Source organism: Deinococcus sp. Leaf326, from assembly GCF_001424185.1.
In the GTDB taxonomy this organism is placed as follows: domain Bacteria; phylum Deinococcota; class Deinococci; order Deinococcales; family Deinococcaceae; genus Deinococcus.
Window position 1 is genome coordinate 25847 of record NZ_LMOM01000022.1, and the last position, 23290, is coordinate 49136.

The 23290-nt window shown below is 70.5% G+C and carries 22 protein-coding genes and 3 pseudogenes; 13 read left to right on the forward strand and 12 right to left on the reverse strand.

The annotated features are described in order from the left end of the window. Positions 1-189: 189 nt before the first annotated feature. Positions 190-894: an FAD-dependent thymidylate synthase gene (gene thyX, locus ASF71_RS09170; RefSeq protein ID WP_056298511.1), complete on the forward strand. Its 705-nt coding sequence runs from the start codon at positions 190-192 to the stop codon at positions 892-894. A gap of 51 nt (positions 895-945) precedes the next feature. Here the strand turns inward: thyX and ASF71_RS09175 are convergent, their stop codons facing one another. Together ASF71_RS09175 and ilvA are read right to left on the reverse strand one after the other, a co-directional pair. After that, a complete protein-coding gene (locus ASF71_RS09175) occupies positions 946-3003 on the reverse strand; it encodes a S9 family peptidase (protein WP_056298515.1) in 2058 nt (685 codons plus the stop codon). Between the two features lie 282 nt (positions 3004-3285). Further along, entirely contained in the window at positions 3286-4839 is a 1554-nt protein-coding gene (ilvA, locus tag ASF71_RS09180; protein ID WP_056298518.1) for a threonine ammonia-lyase, biosynthetic, read from the reverse strand. 236 nt (positions 4840-5075) lie between these two features. Between ilvA and ASF71_RS25020 the strand changes: the two genes are divergently transcribed. From ASF71_RS25020 to ASF71_RS09190, 4 genes and pseudogenes are all read left to right on the forward strand, one after another. Then, positions 5076-5279, forward strand: a 204-nt coding sequence (locus tag ASF71_RS25020; RefSeq protein WP_235514282.1) for a MerR family transcriptional regulator, incomplete at its 3' end; no start/stop codon positions are given. A gap of 1 nt (position 5280) precedes the next feature. Next, positions 5281-5701, forward strand: a pseudogene (locus ASF71_RS25025) (MerR family transcriptional regulator); the annotation flags it as partial. Between the two features lies 1 nt (position 5702). Further along, positions 5703-5985 (forward strand): annotated as a pseudogene (locus ASF71_RS25030) (MerR family transcriptional regulator); the annotation flags it as partial. After that, positions 5978-6844 (forward strand): metallophosphoesterase, encoded by an 867-nt coding sequence (locus tag ASF71_RS09190; RefSeq protein ID WP_369814983.1) that lies wholly within the window; start codon positions 5978-5980, stop codon positions 6842-6844. The pseudogene ASF71_RS25030 and the gene ASF71_RS09190, both read left to right, overlap by 8 nt. A 31-nt stretch (positions 6845-6875) precedes the next feature. Here the strand turns inward: ASF71_RS09190 and ASF71_RS09195 are convergent, their stop codons facing one another. After that, entirely contained in the window at positions 6876-8786 is a 1911-nt protein-coding gene (locus tag ASF71_RS09195) for a hypothetical protein (RefSeq protein ID WP_056298521.1), read from the reverse strand. Between the two features lie 23 nt (positions 8787-8809). Between ASF71_RS09195 and ASF71_RS23600 the strand changes: the two genes are divergently transcribed. From ASF71_RS23600 to mutS, 6 genes are all read left to right on the forward strand, one after another. After that, entirely contained in the window at positions 8810-8950 is a 141-nt protein-coding gene (locus tag ASF71_RS23600) for a hypothetical protein (protein WP_156372698.1), read from the forward strand. A 52-nt stretch (positions 8951-9002) separates the two neighbouring features. Beyond that, entirely contained in the window at positions 9003-9143 is a 141-nt protein-coding gene (locus ASF71_RS09200; RefSeq protein ID WP_156372699.1) for a hypothetical protein, read from the forward strand. Between the two features lie 4 nt (positions 9144-9147). Then, a complete protein-coding gene (locus ASF71_RS09205) occupies positions 9148-9822 on the forward strand; it encodes an HD-GYP domain-containing protein (RefSeq protein ID WP_056298527.1) in 675 nt (224 codons plus the stop codon). 195 nt (positions 9823-10017) lie between these two features. After that, positions 10018-11511, forward strand: a complete 1494-nt coding sequence (gene cysS, locus ASF71_RS09210) for a cysteine--tRNA ligase (protein WP_056298532.1) — start codon at positions 10018-10020, stop codon at positions 11509-11511. A 189-nt stretch (positions 11512-11700) separates the two neighbouring features. Continuing rightward, entirely contained in the window at positions 11701-11835 is a 135-nt protein-coding gene (locus ASF71_RS25535; protein ID WP_255354725.1) for a hypothetical protein, read from the forward strand. A gap of 115 nt (positions 11836-11950) precedes the next feature. Further along, complete coding sequence (gene mutS, locus ASF71_RS09215; RefSeq protein WP_056298567.1) at positions 11951-14482, forward strand: DNA mismatch repair protein MutS; 2532 nt, start codon at positions 11951-11953, stop codon at positions 14480-14482. A 138-nt stretch (positions 14483-14620) separates the two neighbouring features. Here the strand turns inward: mutS and ASF71_RS09220 are convergent, their stop codons facing one another. Genes ASF71_RS09220 through ASF71_RS09245 form a run of 6 tightly spaced genes read right to left on the reverse strand, consistent with a single transcriptional unit; the run spans position 14621 to position 19577 of the window. Next, complete coding sequence (locus tag ASF71_RS09220) at positions 14621-15724, reverse strand: alpha-hydroxy acid oxidase (protein ID WP_056298534.1); 1104 nt, start codon at positions 15722-15724, stop codon at positions 14621-14623. Further along, positions 15721-16860, reverse strand: a complete 1140-nt coding sequence (locus ASF71_RS09225; protein ID WP_056298538.1) for a PLP-dependent aminotransferase family protein — start codon at positions 16858-16860, stop codon at positions 15721-15723. The genes ASF71_RS09220 and ASF71_RS09225 overlap by 4 nt, the downstream gene beginning before the upstream one ends. Before the next feature lies 1 nt (position 16861). Further along, the gene (locus tag ASF71_RS09230; protein WP_056298541.1) at positions 16862-17596 is read right to left on the reverse strand and encodes an amino acid ABC transporter ATP-binding protein; all 735 of its coding nucleotides are present in this window, start codon (positions 17594-17596) and stop codon (positions 16862-16864) included. Between the two features lie 10 nt (positions 17597-17606). Next, positions 17607-18173, reverse strand: coding sequence for a helix-turn-helix domain-containing protein (locus ASF71_RS09235; RefSeq protein ID WP_082505767.1), 567 nt, complete (start codon positions 18171-18173; stop codon positions 17607-17609). After that, on the reverse strand, positions 18170-18823 hold the full coding sequence (locus ASF71_RS09240; RefSeq protein WP_014685810.1) for an amino acid ABC transporter permease: 654 nt from the start codon (positions 18821-18823) through the stop codon (positions 18170-18172). Before ASF71_RS09240 ends, ASF71_RS09235 begins: the two co-directional genes overlap by 4 nt. A gap of 4 nt (positions 18824-18827) precedes the next feature. After that, positions 18828-19577, reverse strand: a complete 750-nt coding sequence (locus ASF71_RS09245) for a basic amino acid ABC transporter substrate-binding protein (protein WP_056298544.1) — start codon at positions 19575-19577, stop codon at positions 18828-18830. A 145-nt stretch (positions 19578-19722) separates the two neighbouring features. On the opposite strand from ASF71_RS09245, the gene ASF71_RS09250 reads away from it, so the two are divergent. Beyond that, the gene (locus tag ASF71_RS09250) at positions 19723-21087 is read left to right on the forward strand and encodes an FAD-binding oxidoreductase (RefSeq protein ID WP_056298574.1); all 1365 of its coding nucleotides are present in this window, start codon (positions 19723-19725) and stop codon (positions 21085-21087) included. Positions 21088-21092: 5 nt separating this feature from the next. On the opposite strand, the gene ASF71_RS09255 is transcribed toward ASF71_RS09250, so the two are convergent. The 3 genes from ASF71_RS09255 to ASF71_RS09265 form a co-directional block, all read right to left on the reverse strand. After that, positions 21093-21644, reverse strand: a complete 552-nt coding sequence (locus tag ASF71_RS09255) for a YfiT family bacillithiol transferase (RefSeq protein ID WP_255354726.1) — start codon at positions 21642-21644, stop codon at positions 21093-21095. After that, positions 21641-22000 (reverse strand): nucleotide pyrophosphohydrolase, encoded by a 360-nt coding sequence (locus ASF71_RS09260; RefSeq protein WP_056298547.1) that lies wholly within the window; start codon positions 21998-22000, stop codon positions 21641-21643. Before ASF71_RS09260 ends, ASF71_RS09255 begins: the two co-directional genes overlap by 4 nt. 83 nt (positions 22001-22083) lie before the next feature. Next, complete coding sequence (locus ASF71_RS09265; RefSeq protein ID WP_056298550.1) at positions 22084-22581, reverse strand: DUF4384 domain-containing protein; 498 nt, start codon at positions 22579-22581, stop codon at positions 22084-22086. 140 nt (positions 22582-22721) lie between these two features. Between ASF71_RS09265 and ASF71_RS09270 the strand changes: the two are divergent. Then, positions 22722-23290: pseudogene (locus ASF71_RS09270) on the forward strand (cell division protein FtsH); the annotation flags it as partial.

Below are 23290 nucleotides of genomic sequence, written 5' to 3' on the forward strand. Positions count from 1 at the left end.
CAAGTATGCGCGGGTGCCAGTGCGCCACAACTCCAGACGCTGAACCTCCTCCTGCGGGCCAGTTCCTCCCTCCTTTCTGGTCCGTCCTCCCAAATCGCCGCCGGTCTCCCTCCCAGGGCCGGCGGCTTCTCCTGGCCGCTCCGTGCGGTGTGGGCCTGGAGGGTTCTCCGCGCGGTACAGTGACCGATTGTGACTGACGCCGACCACCCCTCCCTGACGCTCTTTCCCCTGGGTGACGACCTGGGCAGCGTGTCGCTCGTGCAGCACGTGGGCGACGACAAGATGATCGTGAACGCGGCCCGCGTCTCCTTCGGCGGCGACAACCTGGCCCCCCTGGACGGCAAGGACGAGCGGCTGATCCGTTACCTGCTGCGCCATCACCACGGCAGCCCCTTCGAGCACAACCTCGTGACGTTCAAGGTGGTGTGCCCGATCTTCGTGGACCGGCAGATGGTCCGCCACCGGGTAGGGGTCGCCAAGAACGAGATCAGTGGCCGCTACGTCGAGATGCAGGAGCGCAACTTCACGCCGCCCCAGTTCCGCAAGCAGGCGCCCAGCAACCGGCAGGCCAGCGTGGAGGACGACGGCACGCTGGATCAGGAGGCCGCCGCCCGCGTGTGGGCAGACGCGTGGCGCGGGGCATACGGCGCCTATCAGGAGCTGCTGGCGCTGGGCGTGACGCGCGAGCAGGCGCGCGGCGTGCTGCCGCAGTCGCTCTATACCGAGTCGTACTACACCTTCAACGTCCGCAGCCTGCTGCACTTCCTGGGTCTACGCGACCATGCGGGCGCGCAGTTCGAGACCCGGCAGTTCGCCCGCGCGATGGGCGAACTGGCCGAGCCGCTGTTCCCGGTGACCTTCCGCGAGTGGAGAAGCCTGAACGCCGGCGAATAAGGTGTGACGGGAGTGGGGCCAGGGGACCGGATTCCTGGCCCCGCTCTCCGATTACAACTGGCCTTCTACGGCCGCGAGGGCGAAGGCGTACTCCTCGGCCGTCTCGTTCAGCGCGTCGTAGCGGCCGCTGGAGCCGCCGTGGCCCGCGCCCATGTTCGTCTTGAGCACGAGTTCGCCGCTGCCTTCCTGCCTTAGCGTGCGCAGCCGGGCCACGTACTTGGCCGGTTCCCAGTACGCCACGCGTGGGTCGTTCAGGCCGGTAGACACGAAGAGGTGCGGGTAGGTCGCCGCCTTCAGGTTATCGTAGGGCGAGTAGGCGCGCATGTCGGCGTAGGCCGCCGCCTCGTTGGGGTTGCCCCACTCGTCGTACTCGCCCGTGGTCAGGGGGATGGAGTCGTCGAGCATGGTCGAGAGCACGTCCACGAAGGGCACGCCCACGAAGGCCGCCCGGAAGAGGTCGGGGCGCAGGTTCAACACAGTGCCCATAAGCAGCCCGCCTGCGCTGCGGCCCATCGCCACGAGGTCGCCCGCCACCCCCGAGGCGCGCAGGTGTTCGCCCGCCGCCACGTAGTCGGTGAAGGTGTTCATCTTGTGCGAGAGGCGCCCGGCGTCGTACCAGCGCCGCCCGAGTTCCGAGCCGCCCCGGATGTGCGCGATGGCCCACACCCAGCCCCGGTCGAGCAGCGGCAGCCGGGACATGGAAAAGCCGGGGTCCATCGGCGCGCCGTAGCTGCCGTAACCGTACAGGAGGGTGGGGGCGGGCAGGGCCGTGTCCCTGCGCCGCACCAGACTGAGCGGCACACGCTCGCCGTCGGGCGCCGTCGCCCAGACCTGCTCGGCGACGTACTGCGCGGGGTCGTAGTTCGGCACCGGGGTCGCCTTCACCAGCCGGGTCTCCAGCGTCTCCAGGTCGAGGTCGAGGTGCTCGGCAGGGCGCGTCAGGCTCGTGTAGAGGATGCGGGCCACTCCGGTGCCGTACTCGCGGTTCGCCCCGATACGGACCGTGTAGCTCGCTTCGGGAAAGACGACTGCGCGCGCCTCGCCGTAGCCCTGGGGCGTGCGGGGCAGTACCCACAGCCGCGTGAACCCGCCCTCGCGCCCCGCGAGCAGCAGGTGCGAGCGGAACAGGTGAAAGCCGGTGAGGTAGCGCCCGGGGCTGTAGGGCAGCACGGCCTCGGCGTCCGCCAGGGTGGCGCCCTCCCGCTTGGGCAGGCGCATGAGCGCGAACTCGGAGGCGCCGCCCGCGTTCGTGAGCAGCAGCCAGTGGTCGCCGCCGTCGGTCAACAGGGGCACCTCGGTGCCGCGCTCGCGGGCCAGCACGGGGGTGGGCCGGGCCTGGGGGTCGCGGACGCCGAGCGCCCACCACTCCTGCGCCATGTTGGCCTCGCTGGCGATGAGCACCGTCTCGCCGTTTTCCGCGAGGGCTGCTCCAGCGCGGAAGGTCGGGTCGTCCTCGCGGAACAGCAGGTCGTCGCCCGCCTGCGGCTGCCCCAGCCGGTGCCGCCAGACCCGGTCGGGGCGCTGCGTGGCGTCGTCGGTGCCGTAGATCAGGGTGTCGTCGCCTGCCCAGGCCAGGGTCCAGCCGCTCAGGCCCGTCAGCGGGGGCTCGGTCAGTTCGCCGGTCCGGGTGTCGAGCACGCGCAGCTCGAACACCTCCTGCCCGGTCGTGTCGAGGAGGTACGCCCACAGGTGTCCGTCGGGGCTGGGACGCGCGGCGTAGACCCAGACGTTGGCGTGGCCCTCGCGCGCCTTCAGGGCATTGAGGTCGAGCAGCACCTCGTCCTCGCCGCCCTGCGCCGGCCGCCGCAGGAAGATGGGATGCGGCTGTCCCGCCGCCGTCCGGGTGAAGTACAGCCAGTCGCCTTCGCGCACGGGGGGCTGGTCGTCGTCCTCCTGCACATGCGAGAGCAGCTCGGCGTAGATAGCTGCCTGCGTGCCGCGCAGGGGGTCCATGACCCCGGCTAGGTAGGCGTTTTCGCCCTCCAGGTACTCCAGCACCTCGGGGTCGGCCCGGCCCTGCGTCTTGAGCCAGTGGTAGTCGTCGGGCCGGTCCTCGCCGTGAAGGCTGTGCGTGACCGGTTTGCGGGCCGCCTGTGGAGGTGTGGACATGCGCCGAGCGTAGCAGGGGAGGGCCTGTGGAGCGTGACCTGTGGAGAAAAGCGAAGCCCAGCCGGGTCGCTGGGTGAACACGTCAGCGTTTCTACCGCTGCGGTCCCCCCGAAGGCCGTCGTGCGGGGGGCGGACCATGCCAAGTGGAGATCTCCAGCCCCGAACTCAGCCGTCACGCTGCAAAGCAGAGCGGCCCCCTGCTTCTGGAACAACTCCTGCACGGGGTAACGCCAAGCTCCCCCTGGGAGTAGGGAGGGGAGGGAGGAAAACAGATCTAACCCTTCAGGTCAGAAACAACCGGTACGCCGGGTTCTCGCTCATGTCCTCGGCCGGGTAGCCCAGCCCCGCCAGAAAGTCCCCGAACTCGGGTAGCTCGCCGTCGGGGACCTGGATGCCCGCCAGCACCCGCCCGTGCGCCGAGCCGTGGTTGCGGTAGTGGAACAGACTGATATTCCAGGTGCCCTGAAGGTGCGTCAGGAAGTCCAGCAGCGCGCCGGGCCGCTCGGGAAAGGTGAACGAATACACCCGCTCGCCCTCGGCCTCGGGCGCGCGGCCCCCGACCATGTGCCGCACGTGCACCTTGGCGAGTTCGTCGTCGGTGAGGTCGGTGACAGCGTAACCCAGGGCGGCGAGCTGCGCGACGAGTTCGCCCCGCTGCGCCGCGTGGCCGAGCTGCACCCCCACGAAGATCTGCGCGTCGGTCCTGGGGGCGTAGCGGTAGTTGAACTCGGTGATGGACCGCGCGCCGACCACCTCGATGAACTCGCGGAAGGCGCCGGGCCGCTCGGGGATGGTCACGGCCAGGATGGCCTCGCGCCGCTCGCCGATCTCGGCGCGCTCGGCCACGTGGCGCAGGCGGTCGAAGTTCACATTGGCCCCGCAGGTCAGGGCGACCAGCGTCTCGCCGCTCAGTCCGCGCTCGGCGGCGTACTTCTTGAGGCCCGCGACGGCCAGCGCCCCGGCCGGTTCCATGACGGCGCGCGTATCGTCGAACACGTCCTTGATGGCGGCGCACACCTCGTCGGTGTTCACGCGCACCCAGTCGTCGACGTAGCGCCGCGTGAGGTCGAAGGTGTAGGCCCCGACCTGTTTGACCGCCACCCCGTCCACGAAGATCCCCACGGTGTCGAGCCGCACGCGCTCGCCCGCCTGGAGGCTCTGGTACATCGCGTCGCTGTCGTCGGGTTCCACACCTACGATGTGCACGCCGGGCTTGAGGGCCTTGAGGACACTCGCCACGCCCGCGATCAGGCCGCCGCCGCCCACCGGCACGAACACGGTGTACTCGTCGCCCGGCACCTGCCGCAGCAGTTCCAGCGCCACCGTGCCCTGGCCCGCCAGGACAAGGGGGTCGTCGTAGGGGTGCACGAAGGTCAGGCCGCGCTCCTGTTGCAGGGCGAAGGCATGGGTCTCGGCGTCGCTGAAACTGTCGCCGAACAGCACGACCTCGGCGCCGCGTGCCCGGCAGGCCTGCACCTTGATGTCGGGGGTGGTCGCGGGCATCACGATCACGGCCGCGATGTTCAGGGCCTGCGCCGCGAAGGCGACCCCCTGCGCGTGGTTGCCCGCCGAGGCACAGATCACGCCGCAGGCCGCTTCGGCGGGCGTGAGCTGGCTCATCTTGTTGTACGCGCCGCGCAGCTTGAACGAGAAGATGGGCTGCTGGTCCTCACGCTTGAGGAGCACGCGGCTGCCCACACGCGCGCTCAGGCGCGGCGTCTCGCTGACCGGCGTCTCGATGGCCGCGCCGTAGACCTTGCTCGTCAGGGCGAGGCGCAGCACGTCCAGGGCGTCCATCTGGCCGGGTTGAGGAAGGGTCGGGACGGTATGGGTCATGGTCGGGGCCTCCGGGGCGAAAGAAAAACCCCCGCGTCTGGGCGGGGGCAACGTGGCAGCGCGTGGGCCGTCAGGTGAAGTCCCCGAGTCGGCCCGTAATTCGCGCGGCGGTCATGGGGCGCAGCATAGGTCGGGGCCGCGCAGGGAGCGCGCAGCACGGGTAGACAAGGTGCGCGCGGGGCGGCGCTGTCCGGGTCGTCCTCATAAACCTTGACTGGGGTATACTCAAGAGAGGTATGGCCTCCGACGCGAAACAACGCCCGGTGTATGTCATCTCGGTCGCGGCCGAGCTCGTGGACATGCACCCCCAGACCCTTCGCCTGTACGAGCGCAAGGGCCTGATCCGTCCGGGGCGCAGCAGCGGCAAGACCCGGCTGTACTCCGAGCGCGACATCGAGCATCTGCGCGAGATCCGGCGCCTGACCCAGGAACTCGGCGTGNCGGCAAGACCCGGCTGTACTCCGAGCGCGACATCGAGCATCTGCGCGAGATCCGGCGCCTGACCCAGGAACTCGGCGTGAACCTCGCGGGCGTCGAGGAGGTCATGCGCCTGCAGCACGAACTCGACGACATGCAGGGCGAGTTCGAGGCCGAGATCGAGCGTATCGAGGACGAACTGCGCTCGCAGGCCCAGCCGCGCGCCCTGCCCGCGCCCGGCGAGCGCCTGGAGGCCAAGGACCGCCCGGTGTACGTCATCTCCATCGCGGCCGAACTCGTGGACATGCACCCCCAGACCCTTCGCCTGTATGAGCGCAAGCAGCTCATCCGTCCGGGGCGCAGCAGCGGCAAGACCCGGCTGTACTCCGAGCGCGACATCGAGCATCTGCGCGAGATCCGGCGCCTGACCCAGGAACTCGGCGTGNCGGCAAGACCCGGCTGTACTCCGAGCGCGACATCGAGCATCTGCGCGAGATCCGGCGCCTGACCCAGGAACTCGGCGTGAACCTCGCGGGCGTCGAGGAGATCATGCGCCTGCGCCACGAACTCGACGGCGCCCGCTCGCACCTGGAGACCAACGTGCGCCGCATCCAGGACGACATCACGCAGCGCATGACCTCCTGGCGGACCCTGCCGGCCGGCGAGGCCGACTCCGGGGAACCCGGAAACCCGGAGCACCCCGAAGACGCCGATCCGGACCGTGACTGAGGCGTCCGCCCACGCCCTGTGGGTGATGGGCGACGTGCACGGCGCCCTGGGGCCTCTGCGCCGCCTGCTGGAGCGCGCCGGGTTGCTGGGCGCGGCGGGCGAGTGGACCGGCGGTGACGCCGAACTGGTCTTTCTGGGCGACTACCTCGACCGGGGGCCGGACGGCGCGGGTGTGGTGCGGCTGGTCCGCGCGCTGGAGGCCCAGGCTCCGGCGCAGGGGGGCCGGGTCACGGCGCTGCTGGGCAACCACGAGGTCATGTTTCTGGCGGCGGCCCGCTTTCAGGAGCGTGACCCCCGTGACCGCCTGGGATTCGCGCTTCACTGGGAGAGCAACGGGGGACACCCGCATGACCGGGCCGCCCTGGCCCCAGACGACCTCGACTGGCTCGCGGCCCGGCCCGCCCTGGCCCGCCGGGGCCGTTGGCTGCTGCTGCACGCCGACGCGTCCTTCTACGGGGCGCTGGGGCCGGACCTGGACGCCGTGAACGCCGAGGTGAGCCGCCGCCTGAGCGTGGACGATCCGGCTGTATGGGCCGCGTTCTCGAACGACTTCGTCGAGCGCCTGAGTTTCGCCTCGCCGGGTGGGGAGACCCGCGCCGCGGCGCTGCTCGCGCAGTTCGGCGGCGAGTGTCTCGTGCACGGACATACCCCCGTGCCGCTGCTGTGGGAGGCGCTGCTGGGCGACGAGCCCCCACCCGAGCTCTGGAACGCTCCGGTCCTGTACGCGGGGGGGCGCGGTGTGGGCGTGGACGGCGCGCTGGCCTACCGCATAGGTGCGGGCTTCGTGCTGCGGCTGGGCGAACATGCTCCGGCAGAGGCCGTGACGCTGGAGGGACGGGCTGTGCCGGACGGGGCCTGACCCGGCCCCGCGCCGTAGCTGTTCTCCGCGCTCAGTTCATGCGGCGGTGGCGCTCGGCCTCGAAGCGGGCGAGTTCGGCGGGGCTGGACACCTCGCGGGCCACCGACAGCCGCAGCTCCTCGGTGCCGAAGTCGTCCGGGTCGACGTTCAATACGGCGCCGGCCAGCAGCACCACACGGCGTTTCTCTCCCGCCAGCTGCGCGGCCCGCAGTTCGGCTCTCAGGGCCGAGGCGAGGGTGCCCCGCAGCAGCAGGCGCTGGTCGTCGGCCCATTCGCTCTCTTCCAGGCCCGGCAGAAATTCGCCCTTGTAGGCGGCCACGGCGGCGTGCAGCTGCCCCGACGCCACGAGCTGCAGCACGCGCTGGCTGTCCAGAACAACGCTGGCCTTGCCGCTGAGGCGGTATTCCGGGGCCTGGTGAGCGCCCTCGACGAGCACCACATCGGCCCCGACGCTCTCGCGGATGTCCGCGACACATTGCCGGAAATAGTTGGCGGCCTTCTTGGGGTCGCGCTCGGGCCACAGCGCCGTGATGATCTCCTGACGGGTGCTGCGCGGGTGCAGGGCGAGGTAGCACAGCACCGCCACGCTGCCGCGCGTGCGCATGGCGCAGGGCACGCCGTCGCGCAGCGCGAGTTCCTGGCCCAGTGTCATGATCTCTAGGCGCAGCGCGGCCGTGAACAGGTCGTCGCGCAGGCTGCCGCCCAGGTGCGAGGCGTCCTCCAGGGCGGCCTGAAGCAGCGGCGCGAGGTTGGGCTGCAGGCGGGCGTAGGTCAGCATCTCCTCGAGTTCTCGCAGTTCCGGGCCGATGGTCGCCCACGACTGCGGCCGGGGGTGGCCGGCCAGTTCCAGCAGCGCCTCCGCGAGCAGGTCGGCGCAGCGCGGCAGATCGTTCATGCTGTAGGCGCTGTAGGCCGCCAGCAGCAGCGCGCGCGTGGCTTCGAGCACGGAGCCCTGCTCCAGCGCGGCGCGGCGGACCTCGAGCTGCAGCCGCAGGGCGCCCGGAGCGTCGCCGCGCCGCAGGGTCATCATGGCGATCACCAGGCGGCTGTAGAGCGAGAGGTCGCGGACCTGCGCCCGCAGCTGTCCGAGCGTCCGGACCGCCTCGACATGCTCGCCGGTCCGGCTCTGGTGGTCGGCCAGCCGGCTCAGGGCGTATTCCAGGATCTGGCTGTCCTGCACCGCCTGCGCGCGGTCCGCCAGCCCTCCGAGCAGCGCGGCGTAGCCGCCGTAGTCGCCCTGCATCAGCATCAGGTTGGCCTGACGCGCGTCGAGGTGCAGCGCGACATGTGGGTCGTGCAGGGTCTGGTTGAGCTGCCGGGCCCGCTCCAGCGTGTGCGCCGCCTCGTCGAGCTGCCCGCATTCCACCTGCACGTCGATGAGCGTATGAAAGGCGGCCAGCAGGGGGCGGGGATTGCGGTCCTGTTCCAGCAGGGGAATGGCGCTGCTCAGCAGCTTGAGGGCCGCCGTGAATTCGCCGTGGGTCGAGTGGCTGGCCGCCAGCGTGTGGGTGAGTCTCGCGGCCATGCGCCGGTCGCCCAGCGCCAGGTACCCGCGCCGCGCCTCTTCTATGGCCCGCACGGCGCCGGCTTCTCCGAGCTGGTCGAGCGTTACCCCGAACCAGCGCAGGGTGCGGAATTTCAGCTCGCCGCTCAGATGGGGCAGCAGGGCCTGAAAATGCTCGGCGGCCTTGCGGCTCCGGCCAGTGGCCCGCAGGAGATTGCCGAACTCGACCGCTGCCTCCTGGTCGCCCAGCGCGACGGCCAGCTCCAGAGGTTCCTCGGCGGCCACGAACTGCCCGGTCCGCAGAAGCGAGATTCCTACCCAGGCCAGCTCACGCGCGGTCAGGCCCTCCTGATGGCGCAGAGCTGTTAAAAGGCGGTCATACTGCCCAGCCTGATACGCCGCTTCGAACTGTTCCGGCGCGTCAAAACGCTCTTTCACAACCCGCTCCTTAAGCTGTGGCCATGAAAAGCACTCGCGTGGCTGCCGCTTCCCTGCTCGCCCTGGTCGTCACGGTCTTCAGCGTCGCGGGCGCCTCGCCGGTCGGCGGCTACGGGCTCGAGAAGGCCCCCACCTCTGCCCGCGCGGCCGCGTCCGCGAGCTGAGGCCAGGGTCATGTCCATATCTTACCCAGGTTCCAGGAAGTCCGGGCAGAGTTTGCCCGCCCCTCGCCTCCCCGAGCAGTTCCCTCCGGCCACGGTCTCCAATGTCCGCGCCGACGCCCCCGCTCTGCTGACCATCCGTATGGAGACCCTGGCCGTCCAGGGCGGCCGGCTGCACTCCTACGGGCTGGAGTAGCCCGGTGCCCTGGTGGACCGCGCTGCGCTCCCTGCCGGAAGCGGCGCGGCCCGCCAACTTTCAGTTTGAGGAAGAAAGTGGCCTGGCCGCGCAGGAACGCCGCGCGGCGGGTAACTGGCTCGGCACGGTGCTGGGCCGGCCGCCCGAGGACCATGAAGAGTCCACTGCCCGGCTCACTCTGGCCCTGGCGTACTACGCCGGCGAGGTCCAGGACGAGGCCGCCGTGCGCCGCGCCGTGTGGGCCGGCATGCTGCACGATATCGGCAAGTCGGTCGTGGACCCGCGCATCCTGAACAAGCCCGCGCCCCTGACTCCGGCCGAGCGCGCTGTCATGCAGCGTCACCCTTCGGTGGGGCACCGGCTGGCGACGACCGCTGCGCAGATGGACGCCGGAGCGCTGACGGCCGTCTTGTACCACCATGAACGCTGGGACGGAGAAGGCTACCCGGTGGGGCTCATCGGCGAGTCCATCCCGGTGCTGGCGCGCGTCCTGACGGTAGTAGACGTGTACGACGCCCTGAGCCGCGAGCGTCCCTACCGCGCGGCCTGGACTCCAGATGAGGCCGCGCGCTATCTCATGACCCACGCGGGCACCGCCTTTGACCCGCGCCTGGTCGAGCTGTTCGTGCAGTGGGTGCTGCCGCAGACGGTGCCCGCCGGAGCGGGAACAGGCTCCTGAGCCGCCGGGAGCGGGCCACCAACTGGGCCAGAGGGCTCCGGGTACGTCCGGGCGGCCCTGCTATAATGGGGCCATGAAACCGGTGTGTTGCCTGATCCTGCGGTAAGCAGTCCCCACCGGTCTGCCCTGCCGCGCCCCCTTTTTGGACGGCGCGGCTTTTTTTTGTCCCGCACCCTCTCGTTCCCAGGAGCCGTCATGACCCAGCCCGACCCAGCCCACCCCCAGCCCGGCCGCCGCGCGCCCGACCCCGACATCCAGCTCTACGACACCATGCAGCGCCAGAAGGTGCCCTTCGAGCCGAGCACGCCGGGCCGTGTGGGCATGTACCTGTGCGGACCGACCGTCTACAGCGACGCCCACCTGGGCCACGCCAAGAAGGAGGTGGCCTTCGACGTGATCCGCCGGGCCTTCGAGCACTTCGGGTACGCGGTGCGCTACGTCGCCAACATCACCGACGTGGGCCACCTCCAGAACGACGCCGACGACGGCGAGGACAAGATCGCCAAGCGCGCCGTGCTCGAACAGCTCGAACCGATGGAGGTGGCCGACAAGTATTTCTGGTCCTTCACCGACGACATGGCGGCCCTGAACGTCAAGCGCCCCAGCATCAACCCGCGCGCGACCGGGCACATCCCCGAACAGATCCGGCTCATCGAGGAACTCATCTCGCGTGGGCACGCCTACGAGTCGGGGGGCAACGTGTACTTCGACGTGCGCAGCTGGCCCGAGTACGGCAAGCTCTCGGGCCGCAAGCTCGACGACCAGGAGGAAGGCGTGCGCGAGGCCGTGCGCGAGGACAAGCGCGACCCGCGCGACTTCGCGCTGTGGAAAAACGCCGAGGCCGGGCACATCATGCGCTGGGAGTCGCCCTGGGGTGTGGGGTTTCCGGGCTGGCACATCGAATGCTCGGCCATGAGCCTGAAGTACCTGGGCGAGGGCTTCGACATTCACGGCGGCGGCCTGGACCTGCAATTTCCCCACCACGAGGCCGAGATCGCGCAGGCCGAGGCGGCCGGGCATCCGTTCGCGCGCTACTGGATGCACAACAACATGCTGACCATCGGCGGCGAGAAGATGTCCAAGAGCAAGGGCAACTTCACGACCATCCGTGATCTGCTCTCGCAGCACGACCCGATGGTGGTGCGTTTTCTGCTGGTGGGCAGCCACTACCGCAGCGTCACCGAGTTCTCGGAGGAGGCCTTCACCAGCGCCCGCAGCGGGTACCGCCGCCTGACCGAAGCCCTGGGCGAGATAGAGCGCCGCCTGCCCACGGCCCCAGCCGGCAGCGACGCCGCGCTCGACGCCAGAATCGCCGTGCACGTCCTGGCATTCGAGGACGCCCTGCGCGACGACTTCAACACGCCCAAGGCCGTCGCAGCGCTGTTCGGCCTGACCACGGACGTCAACGCTGCGCTGGGTAAGGGGGAGGTCGGCCGCGAGACGCTGGACCGTGCCCGCGCGGCCTACCTGGGCCTGGGCGGGGGCGTGCTGGGCCTGTTCGCCGGCCGCACCGAGAGCCGCCAGGACGACACCGAGGTTGTCTCGGCGCTCATGGAACTCGTCCTCAAGGCGCGGCAGAACTACCGCCTGCAAAAGCAGTACGCCGCCGCCGACGAGCTGCGCGACACCCTCACGGCCGTCGGCGTGACCGTCGAGGACACCAAGGAGGGCGCGCGCTGGCGCCGGTAGCCTCCCCGCGAATGAGGCTGGCGACCCCCTCCCGTATGCGGCGGGGGCCGCCGCTTCTGTTGTGGGCCGAACCCGGCAGCAATGGGGGAGGCCGGCGGGGGGGTAGAATGTTCGGCACGTCACAGATGCCGACCTCAATCTTTCGTTAATCTTCTCGAACTTAAGTTCTCACGAAAGCGAGGTCATTGCATGCGTTCCCTCCTCCGCCAGCTGTTTCCCCGTCCGGTATCTTCCGTCTCCGCTGCCCAGAGTGCGGTGCCCCAGAGTGGTGGCCTCCAGATCGTGGTGCCGGTCATCCGCGTCGGCGACCTGCCGCGCCGCTGATTTCCCCCTGCCCTGAACGCCCCGCCCTGCGCGGGGTTTTTCGTATCCGGCCTGCCTCCTATTGGGCCTCGCCTCACTGCCCACCTGCGGCCCCGCCGCTATGCTGCCGGGCGTGATGGTGGCGGCGCAGGTCTTGAAAGGAACGGGGTCGGGCGCCTTGCCGCCGATGCTCGAACAGTACGTGCGGATGCGGGACGAGGTGGCGGCGCAGCTTCCGCACGCCATCTTGCTGTTTCAGGTGGGGGACTTCTACGAGACCTTCGGGGAGGACGCCGAGCGCGCCGCCCGGATGCTGGGGATCGCCCTGACGCACAAGAGCAGCCGGGACTTCTCGACGCCGATGGCCGGCGTGCCGCTGCGCGCACTGGACCAGAACGTCGAGCGGCTGCTGGCGGCCGGGGTGTGCGTGGCCGTCGCCGATCAGGTCGAGGAAGCGGGGTCGGGCCTCGTCGAGCGCAAGGTCACGCACCTGTTGACCCCCGGCACCGTGACCGAGGAGCGGCACCTGAGCGCCGACGAGAACTATCTCGCGGCGGTGGCGACCGGCGACGGCTACGCGCTGGCGCTGCTTGACGTGTCGACCGGCGAGTTCCGCTGCGCCGCCTTCCACACCCGCTCGGCGCTGTACGACGAACTGGCCCGCTGCCGCGCCCGCGAGGTGCTGCTGGCGCCCGAGATGTCGGGCAACGCCGCGCTGCTGGCCGACTTCCAGACCCGCTTTCCGGTGATGCTCTCGCCGGCCAACTTCGACGAGGCGGTGGGCCGCGCCGAGCTCAGGGCCGTGCTCAGCGAGGTGCCGGGGTCGCTGAACTCAGCTGCGCTCGTGCGGGCCTGCGGGGCGGTGCTGGGCTACGCCCGGTTGACGCAGCAGGGAAGGCTGGAAATGGTACGCCGGGTGGTGCGTTTCGAGCCCGGCGCGCACATGCGCCTGAGCGACGCGGCGGTACGCGCCCTGGAACTGTTCGTGCCCCAGTCGCCGCAGGGCGTGACATTGATGGACGTGCTGTGCCAGACCCGCACGGCGGGCGGCAAGCGGCGGCTGCGGGCGTGGCTGCGCGCGCCGCTGCTCGACGACCTGAGCATCCGCGCGCGGCTGGGCGGCGTCGAGGCCCTGACCCGCGCGCCCGACCTGCGCGGCGGCGTGCGGTCGCTGCTGTACCGCGCCCACGATCTCGAACGCCTCGCCGCGCGGGTTGCCACCCGCCGCGCCACCCCGCGCGAGGTCGCCGCACTGGCCCGCACCCTGGACCTGCTGCCCGAGGTGGTGGCCCTGCTCGCGGCCCAGGACGGCCTGCTGGGCACCGTGCGCGCCCGCCTGGGCGGCCTGCCCGAGGTCGTGACCCGGATCCGCGCCGCGCTGGTGGACGACCCGCCCATCCGTGTGGGCGACGGCGGCCTGATCCGTGACGGCTTTCATGAGGAACTCGACGGCCTGCGCCGCGAGGCTCTGGGCCACCGCGAGTGGCTGGCGCACCTGGAACTCAGCGAGCGCGAGCGCACCGGCATCGGCAGCTTGAAGGTCGGGTACAACAACGTCTTCGGCTACTACCTGGAGGTCACGGGCGCGCATCTGGGCAAGGTGCCCGCCGATTACCGCCAGATCGCCACCCTCAAGGACCGCGCCCGCTTTACCCGCCCCGACCTGCGCGAGCGCGAGCGCGAGATCGCCCGGCTGGAGGCGGCGGCGGGCCGGCTGGAGCTGGAGGTGTTTACCGAACTGCGCGACAGCCTCGCGGCCCACGCCGAGGCGCTGGGCGAGGCAGCCGGCGCCCTGAGCGACCTCGACGTGCTCGCCGGGCTGGCCGAACTGGCGACCGAACATGGCTGGGTGCGGCCGGTCACGCGGGCGGCGGGCGAGGACGCGCGGCTGACCCAGGCGCGGCACCCAGTGGTCGAGGGGGCGACCGGCGGGCGGTTCGTGCCCAACGACGCCGACCTCGGGCGCGGGCGGCACGTGCTGCTGCTCACCGGACCGAACATGGCGGGCAAGAGCACCTACCTGCGCACCGTCGCCATCTGCGCGCTGCTGCACCAGATCGGGTCGTTCGTGCCGGCCGTCAGTGCCGAGCTGCCCATCTACGACGCCGTGCATACCCGCATCGGCGCGTCGGACGACCTCGCGGGGGGGCGCAGCACCTTCATGGTCGAGATGTCCGAACTCGCGGGCATCCTGCACGGCGCGACTGCGCGCAGCCTCGTGATCCTTGACGAGGTGGGGCGCGGCACCTCGACCCTCGACGGCCTCGCCATCGCGCAGGCGGCCCTGGAACACCTGCACGCGACCGGCGCCCACACACTGTTCGCCACGCACTACTTCGAGCTGACGCGGCTGGAGGGCGACTACCCCGGCCTCGTGAACCTGCATGTCGCCGCCGAGGAGGACGAGGCCGCCGGGGGCCTGACCTTCTACCATCAGGTCGTGCCGGGGGCCGCCCGCCAGAGCTACGGCGTGGAGGTCGCTCGCCTCGCGGGCCTGCCCGCCCCCGTGACCGGCCGCGCCGCCCGGCTGCTCGGTGCGCTGAATACCCAGGGCGACGACGCCCGGCTGCGGCGCGACCTCGCCGCCCTGGACCTGGGCCGACTGACCCCCCTGGAAGCCCTGGAACTGCTGCACCGCTGGCAGCGCGGCCTGCTGAGCGGTGAATAACGGCCGCCGGAAGGGGCAAGAGTAAGCGTGCCAGTCGGCTTTTTCTGGACCGACTTGCTGGACTTGACCCCGCATGCATAGCGCGCTATAGTTTTCCCATCACCGTCCGAGAGGACGGCTTTTTTTATTTCCTCTCCTCTACCGGTCTCTGCTCCAGTCGGCGGGCATGTTCAGCAGGTCGGGGCCGAGCTCGTCCAGGCTCGTCTTGCCGCACAGCGCCATCGCCAGATGCAGCTCGGCGCGCAGGAGTTCGAGCGTGTGGCGCACGCCCGCCTCGCCAGCCAGCGCCAGCCCCCAGAAGGCAGCGCGCCCCAGAAAGACTGCCCGCGCTCCCAGGGCCAGCGCCTTGAGCACGTCGGTGCCACGTGTGACGCCGCCGTCGAGGTAGATCTCTCGCTCGCCCGCCACGGCCTGCGCGATCTCGGGCAGGGCTTCGAGGGCCGAGACGGCCGTGTCGAGCTGTCGCCCCCCATGGTTGCTGACCCAGACGTGCGCGCCGTGGGCCACGGCCAGCGCGGCGTCCTCGGCTGTCAGGATGCCCTTGAGGACGATGGGCAGCCGGGTCACGCCCGCGAGCCAGTCGAGGTCCCGCCAGCTCAACGAGGTGTCGAGCAGGCTGTCGAAGTGCGCCAGTTCCGAGAGGTGCTCGGTGCCGGGTCGCCGCGCGCCCACGTTGGGCAGCGTGACCCCCGGCGGCAGGTGGAGGGGTCGGCGCAGGATGGGTTCGCGGCGGCCCAGCCGGGGCGCGTCCACCGTGAGGACCAGGGCCCGCGCGCCCGCCGCCTCGGCCCGCAGGACGAGTTCGCGGCTCAGCTCGCGGTCGCGGTACAAGTAGAGCTGGAACCACAGCCGTCCCTGCGCCGCCCCCGCGACCTCCTCCAGCGGGCGGTGGCTCATGGTGCTCAGGCCCATCAGGGACCCGGCCCCGGCCACCGCGCGGGCGGTCGCGGCCTCGCCGTCCGGGTGGGCCAGCCCGTGCATGGCGCTCGGAGAGATACCCACCGGCAGCGAGACGGGCAGCCCCAGCACCGTGGTCGAGAGGTCGGTGTGCGACACGTCCACGAGCACGCGGGGCCGCAGGCGCACGCGCGCGTAGTCGGCGCGGTTGGCGCGCAGGGTGTGCTCGTCGTTCGCGCCGCTGACGTAGTAGTCCAGTGCGGCGGGCTGCTGCGCGAGCGCCGCGCGCCCGGCAGCCTCCATTTCCGCGAGATTGAGCAGGGCCGAGAGTTCGGGTCCGGTCATGTCAGGTACCTCCGCAGGGCCCGGCCCAGCCGCGCCGCGCCCTCGCGCAGCTCGGCGGGCTCGTAGTAGGCGAAGCACAGCCGCGCGTGGGCGCCCTGGGTCCCGGCCGGCGAGAAGCGGTTGCCCGGCTGGAAGCGCACGCCCTCCTCGACCGCCACCGCCAGCAGTTCGGCGCTCTGGACGCCCGGCGGCAGCGTGAGCCACACGAAATACCCGCCCTGGGGCCGCGTGAACTCCACTCCCAGCGGGCGCAACTCGTCGAGCGCGCTGCACAGCACCCCGGCGCGCTCCCCGAAGGTGCGCCGCAGCCCCGCGAGGTAGCTCTCCAGCGTGCCGAGTTCCAGCAGGCTGCGGATCACTCCGCCGCCCAGCGGGCTGAAGCCCCCGCCGCTGGCGACCACGCCGTTGCGGGCCAGGGTGTCCAGGCGCTCCGGGTGCCCGTGAATCCAGCCCAGGCGGGTGCCGGGGGCCAGGATCTTGGAGAAGGACCCCAGGCTCAGGACGTGCCCGGTGCCGACGTGGGCCGAGAAGGCAGGCGGCGGCGGCGCGCCGTAGGTCAGCAGGTGGTAGACCTCGTCGGCCACCACGAGAAAGTCGTGGGCCTGCGCCAAGCGCACGAGCTCTTCCCGCCGCGCCGCGCTGAGGGTCGTACCGGTGGGGTTCTGGTGGGTGGGGATGGTATACACCAGCCGGGGCCGGTATTGGGCAACCAGTTCGGCCAGCACGTCCAGGCGCAGGCCGTGAGCGTCCAGCGGTGCGGGCACGATGTTCAGGTCGTGGTCCCGGAAGATGTCCAGCGCCAGGAAGTAGGTGGGGTCCTCGACGATCACCGTGTCGCCGGGCCGGGTGAACATCTCGCAGATCAGGCCCAGCGCCTGCGAGACGCCGCCGGAGATGAACAGGTCGGCCTCGTGGACCGGCAGGCCGTAGCCGCGTGCCAGGAAGGCGGCGAGTTCGCGGCGCAGGTGGCCGTCGCCCCACTCGGCGCCGTATTGCAGGAAGCTGGGGTCGGCCTGAGCAAAGCGGTGCGCGGCGGCCTCCCGCATCTCGTTCAGGGGCAGCATCTCCAGGCTGGGGTGTCCCACGCCGAGTTCGATGACGCCTGCGGTCAGGGTGGTCTGGGCAGTTTTCAGCATGTCAGTGGTGGGCCACGCGCTGGAGAAAGGTGCGGGTGCGTTCCAGGCGCGGGCGGGAGAAGAAGTCGGCGGGCGGGGCGTCCTCAAGGACCTCGCCCCGGTCCATGAACAGCACGCGGTCGGCGACCTCGCGCGCGAAGCCCATCTCGTGCGTCACGACGATCATGGTCATGCCGCTGCCGGCGAGGCCGCGCATCACGTCGAGGACCTCCCCGACCATCTCCGGGTCCAGCGCCGAGGTCGGTTCGTCGAAGAGCATGATGCGCGGCTCCATCGCCAGAGCTCGGGCAATCGCCACGCGCTGCTGCTGCCCCCCCGAGAGCTGGGCGGGCGATTTGGCGGTCTGCTCGGCGATGCCTACCCGTTCGAGCAGGGCCATCGCCCGCGCGCGCGCCTCGGCCTCGCTCAGGCCACGCAGTTTCATGGGCGCGAGCATCACGTTGCGCAGCACGTTCATGTGCGGAAACAGGTTGAAGCTCTGGAAGACCATCCCGACCTCGCGCCGCACCGCTTCGAGGCGGCGCAGGCCCGAGAGCGCGTGACCGTCCACCACGACCTCGCCGCCCTGAAAGGGTTCGAGGCGGTTGATGCAGCGGATCAGGGTGCTCTTGCCGCTGCCCGAGGGGCCGATCACGACGACCTTCTGGCCCGCCGGAATAGTGAGGTTGATATCGCGCAGAACCTGATGCGGGCCGAACCACTTGTTCAGGCCGCTGATCTGGATGATGTCGGTCATGGGGCAGGCCTCACAGAAAGGGACTCGTGACCCACAGCACGTCGGCCGCCTCGTCGCCGGGGTTGCGCCAGTTGTGGGGAATGCGCGACGAGAGCGTGATCGAGTCGCCCTCCTCCAGAAAGTAGTGGGCGTCTTCCACGATCATCTCCAGGCGCCCGCGCAGCACGGTCACGAAGGACACGTCGGCGTCGAGGGTATACAGTTCCTCGCCGCCGTGCCCGCCGGGGTCGATGCGCGAACGCAGCACCATCAGCTCGCCCGCGAGGCCCTGCGAGAGCAGGCGCTCGTTCAGGCCCACGCCGCCGAAATTGACGAGCGGGGCCTGCTCGGCGCGCACCAGCCGGGTCTGCGGCGGGTCGAACAGCTCGCCGGGGCGCACCCCCAGCGCCTCGCACACCCGCACCAGGGTGGCGACCGAGGGGGTGGCCAGGTCGCGTTCCAGCCGGCTGAGGTACGACTTGTCCAGGCCGCTTTTCTGCACGACCTGTTCCAGCGTCAGGCGTTTTTGCTGCCGGATGGCCCGCACCCGCGCGCCGATGTGGGCCTCGGTCTTCTCGCGGACGTCCTTAATCTTCACGGCCGGACCTGCCAGCGTTTTTCCAGGCGGTTGGCGACGAAGCTCAGGAGCAGCGTCATGGCGAGGTACAGCAGCGACACGGCGAGGTACATCTCGAAGGGCCGGAAGGTGCGGCTGGCGACGAGCTGCCCGCTGCGGGTCAGTTCCACGATGGAGATGGCCGAGAGCAGCGAGGAGTTCTTCAGGAGGCTGATGGCCTCGTTGACCAGCGGGGGCAGCGTGCGCGTGAAGGCCTGGGGCAGCACGATATACCGCAGCGTCTCGGTCGGCGAGAAGCCCAGCGACAGCGACGCCTCGGACTGGCCGCGCGCCACCCCCTGAATCCCGGCGCGCACGATCTCCGCGACGTAGGCGCTGGAATTGATCGAGAAGGCGATCACGCCCGCCGCGAACTCGTTGATGGGCCGCTCGAGCAGTTGCGGCAGCCCGAAAAAGATCAGGAAGATCTGAACGAGCAGCGGCGTGCCCCGGATCAGCTCGATGTACGCGACCGCCAGTGCCGAGAGCCAGCGCAGCGGCGAGAGCCGGGCCAGCGCGACCAGCGTGCCCAGCACCACCCCGGCCACGAGCGAGAGCGCCGTGATCTTGACCGTCATGCCTGCCCCCTGAAGCAAAAAGGGCAGGTTGTCGCGGATCAGACTGAAGTCCACCGGTCTACTTGAACCACTTGTCGACCAGGCGGTCGAGTTCGCCGGACTTGCGCACCTGGATCAGGGCGGCGTTCATGCGGTTGGACAGGTCGGCGCAGTCCTTACGCACCGCGAAGGCCGTGTTCAGTGAGCCCAGGGTCGCCACGATCTTGAGGTCGGGGTACACCTTCACGAAGCTGTTGGCGACCACCTTGTGCAGCACCAGGGCGTTGGCCTGCCGGGTCTGTACCGCCAGCGCGGCGTCAGTGTAGAGGTTGAAGGCCTTGACGTTGGCGCCCTTCACGCCGCTCACCAGCTTTTCCTGTGCGGTGCCGAGCTGTACGGCGACCGTCTTGCCCGCGAGGTCCCCGAGCTTCTTGATGTCGTTGGTTTCTTTGCGCACCACGATGGCGTTCGGCCCCGAGATGTAGGGCAGCGTGAAGGCCACGCTCTTCTTGCGCTCCTCGGTGATCGTCAGGCCCGAAGCGACCACGTCGGCCTTCTTGGCGAGCAGGCTGGGAATCAGGCCGTCGAAGCTCTGTGAGACGAGGTTGACCTTGACGCCCATCTGGCGGGCCACCGCCCCGATCAGGTCGATGTCGAAGCCGACCACCTTGTTGCTGCTGTCCAGCGTCTCGAAGGGGGGGTAGTCGGGGCTGGTCACGACCGTCAGGCCGTTCGCCTTGGCATTGGCGACGCAGCTCTGGGCCTGCGCGGAGGTTAGCAGCGCCGGGGCGAGGAGGGCGAGAGCGGTCAGGGCAAGGGTCTTGTTCATGGAAAAACCTCCGGGAGCGCCGCGCGAGCGGGCCAGCGCCGTGCAAACTTATGCGGCAGCGTAAGACGAGGTTGCATAGAAATCAACCCAGTGGACTCCGGGTGGCCTATACTGCCCTACCGTGACTGCCCCCCTGAACCCTGGCCTGACCCCCGCCGCCCTGGGCGCCCTGCAAGCCCGTTTCGGAGAGGCGCTCTCAACCGCGCCCGCCGTCCTGGAGGCGCACGGCCGCGACGAGAGCCGCCTGGACTTCGCCCTGCCGGGGGCGGTGCTGTTCGCCGCCTCGGAGGCCGACGTGGTGGACGCCCTGGGGCTGGCGCGGGGGTACGGTTTTCCGGTCGTGGCGTTCGCGGCGGGCAGCAGCCTGGAGGGCCAGGTCGTCCCGGTCGCGGGCGGCCTCTCGCTGGACGTCACGGGCCTGAACCGCGTGCTGGAGGTGCATCCCGGCGGCTTTCAGGCGACGGTGCAGCCGGGCGTGACCTACCCGGAACTCAACCGGCAGGTGCGCGCCCAGGGCCTGTTCTTTCCGGTGGACCCCGGCGCGGAGGCCACGCTGGGCGGCATGGCAAGCACCAACGCCTCCGGCACGGCGGCCGTGAAGTACGGCACCATGCGCGACAACGTGTTGGAGATGCGCGTGGCCCTCATGGACGGCCGGGTCATCCGGGTGGGCAGCAAGGCGCGCAAGAGCAGCGCCGGCTACGACCTGCGCCACCTGTTCATCGGGGCCGAAGGCACGCTGGGCATCATCACCGAGCTCACGGTCAAGCTGCACCCCCTGCCGGCACATCTGGTCGTGCTGCGCTGCAATTTTGAACGCATCGAGGACGCGGCGGCCTGCGCGGTGGGCATCATGGGGGCGGCGCTGCAACCTGAGCGGCTCGAACTCATCGACGAGCACGAGATCCATGCGGTCAACGTGCATAAAGGTGCAAGCTACCCCGAGGCCCCGACCCTGTGGATCGAACTCGCTTCGCCCAGCGAGGTCGCCCTGGCCGAGGCGCTGGAGCTGTGCGCCGAGCTGTGCCGGGACGCCGGGGGGCGGGGACTGGCGACGGCCCGCAGCGCCGCCGAGCGCGCCGAGATCTGGGAGGCCCGCCACCACGCCTACTACGCGATGTGCGCGCTGTACCCCGACCACGCCCGCCTGAACACCGACCTGTGCGTGCCGCTGCACCGCCTGCCCGAGATCATCGCCTTCACGCGCGCCGAGGCCGACGCGGCGGAGCTGCACGCCAGCATCCTGGGCCACGTCGGGGACGGCAACTTCCATGTGCTGTTCCACGCCCGGCCGGACAACGAGGCCACCTGGGCCCGTATCCGGGACGTGTACGACCGCATGACCGCCCGCACGCTGGAGCTGGGCGGCACCTGCAGCGGCGAGCACGGTGTGGGCCTGCACAAGCGCGCCTACGTGGCGCAGGAACACGCCGGCGCGCTGGACCTCATGCATGACCTCAAGCGCCTGCTCGACCCGCAGGGTCTCCTCAATCCCGGAAAGATTCTGTAAGGAAGCTAGCTCCCCAGCCGTTCACGCAGCCCCGTGATCTGCGCCGTGTGGTGGCAGCCGTGCCACGCGTACATGGCGAGCAGGGTGTCCAGCGTCCACCGGCCGCTCGCGGGGTGGGTCCAGGGCCGCGCCCAGTCGGTGACGCCCGCAAAGACCGGGACCAGGCGAGTATGCAGCGCGTCCAGCAGGTCCAGGCTGACCGCGGGCGCCAGGGCCGAGTCGGGCAGCTCGGCCCACAGGCTTTCCTCGTAGGGCTTGATGACGGGGTCGTCCTCGGTCAGCGCCAGCTTGAGCCGGATGTGGGCATTCATGTGGCTGTCGGCGACGTGGTGCACGACCTGCCGGACCGTCCAGCCGCCCTCGCGGTAGGGGGTATCCAGCCCGGCATCGTCCAGGCCCGCCACGGCGGCGCGCAGCTCGGCGGGCAGGGCGCGCAGGGCGTTCAGGGCGGCGGCGCGTTCGTCTGGGGACAGGGCCAGTGACGTGGGCATCGGCCCCAGGGGGAAGCGCTCTGGGGGGAAGTGCTCCAGGGGGTGGCGGGGGTCGGGGGCGCTCACTCGGCCACCTCCTGCACGTCTTTGCGGGTCCAGCGGTCGGCGTCACGGGTCTCGACCTTGGCCATCATGCGCGCGAAGCCGCGTTCCAGGCTCACCCCGCGCTCGTTCGCCATGCACAGCATCACGAACAGCAGGTCGGCGAGTTCGAGTTCAAGATCGCCCACGTCCTCGCCGGGCTTGGGCGTCTTGCCGTTCTGGTGGGCGATCACCCGCGCGATCTCGCCAGTCTCCTCGGTCAGCCGGGCCAGCATGAGGAGCGGCGGAAAGTATCCCTCCTTGAACTGCGAGATGTAGGTGTCCACCCGCTGCCGGGCCGCCTCGAAGGTGAGGGGAGTGGGATCGGGGGAAGGCGTCATGCGCACAGGGTAGCGCCCGGAAAAAGGCAGACCCCCGCCGGAAGGGTCGGGGGTCTGCCGCGGGGGCCGGCTGCGGGCGGGGCTCAGCGGATGTAGAGGTAGGTCTCCTGCACGTCGCGGTCGGCGACCGCATAGGGGCGCAGGTAGGAGTCAGTTGCGCCGTTCCAGCGCTGGCCGTCGTACACGCCGCTGAACACGAGGTCGGTGGTGGGGCGCACGCGGGTGAAGATGGCGCGCACGCGCTGGAGGCCGCGCGGCGCGGCCACGTTGTAGGTCGCGCCGTCCTGCACGCGCGGGAAGGTGGTGGTACCTGCTCCGACATACGCGTTCTGGACGAGCGGCGAGGCGTAGCCGCCGGGGTTCAGCGCCACCAGGGTCAGGTAACCGGGGGTGCGCACGGTCACGCTGAACTGCACCGGCTCGCCGACCGCGTAGGTCGCGCCCTCGCCCCGGTCGGGAGACAGGCGGGTGATGAGATTGCTGCCGCTGCCGCTCAGACCGCTGTTCGAACGGACGTTCACCGTACACGCGCTCAGGCCCAGGGAGCCGAGCAGCAGGACCGACACAAAGGCGCTACGCATACCCGGAGTGTACCGGCGGGGCCTGACGGAACTCTGAGGGTCGCCCGCCTCACAATTCACGAAGGGCAGGGTCCAGGGGCGGGCGAGACAACCCGCCGCCGCGCACGGTTGTGCCCGCATGGGCGGGGGTAGCATGACGCATGACCACCCGTCTCGCCCGGCCACTGTTGCTCGGGGCGCTGCTGCTTTCAGTTTCGGCGCTGGCCCAGGTCGGTGCTCCGTCGGGGAACGCCGCGTCGGGGGCGGCTGGCCCGGCGGCGGCCTCGCCCGTGACCTCGGCACCCGGCGCGGTTCCCCCCGGGCCCTACACCACCAACCAGTTTTTTCAGAATCTCCGGGACGCCCAGGTCACCCAGGTGACGCTCGACAGCGCCGGCAACGCGCAGGTCGTCGTGCGCGGAGCCCTGCGGCCCCGCACGCTGGTGTTGCCCACCGACGCGGCGACCATCGAGCGCATCCGCGTGGCGGGGGTGCCCCTGCGGGTCGTCGCGGGGGGCTCGGCCTTCGGGTGGGTGGGCCAGGTGTTGCCGCTGATCCTCACGGGCTTGCTGCTGCTGCTGCTGTGGCGCAGCCTGCGCGGTCCCCAGGGCGGCGCGGGCGGCCCCGCCACCTTCGGGAAGTCGAAGGCGGCGATCATCAACGAGGGACAGATCAAGCTGTCGTTCGCCGATGTGGCCGGCTGCGACGAGGCCAAGCAGGACCTGCAGGA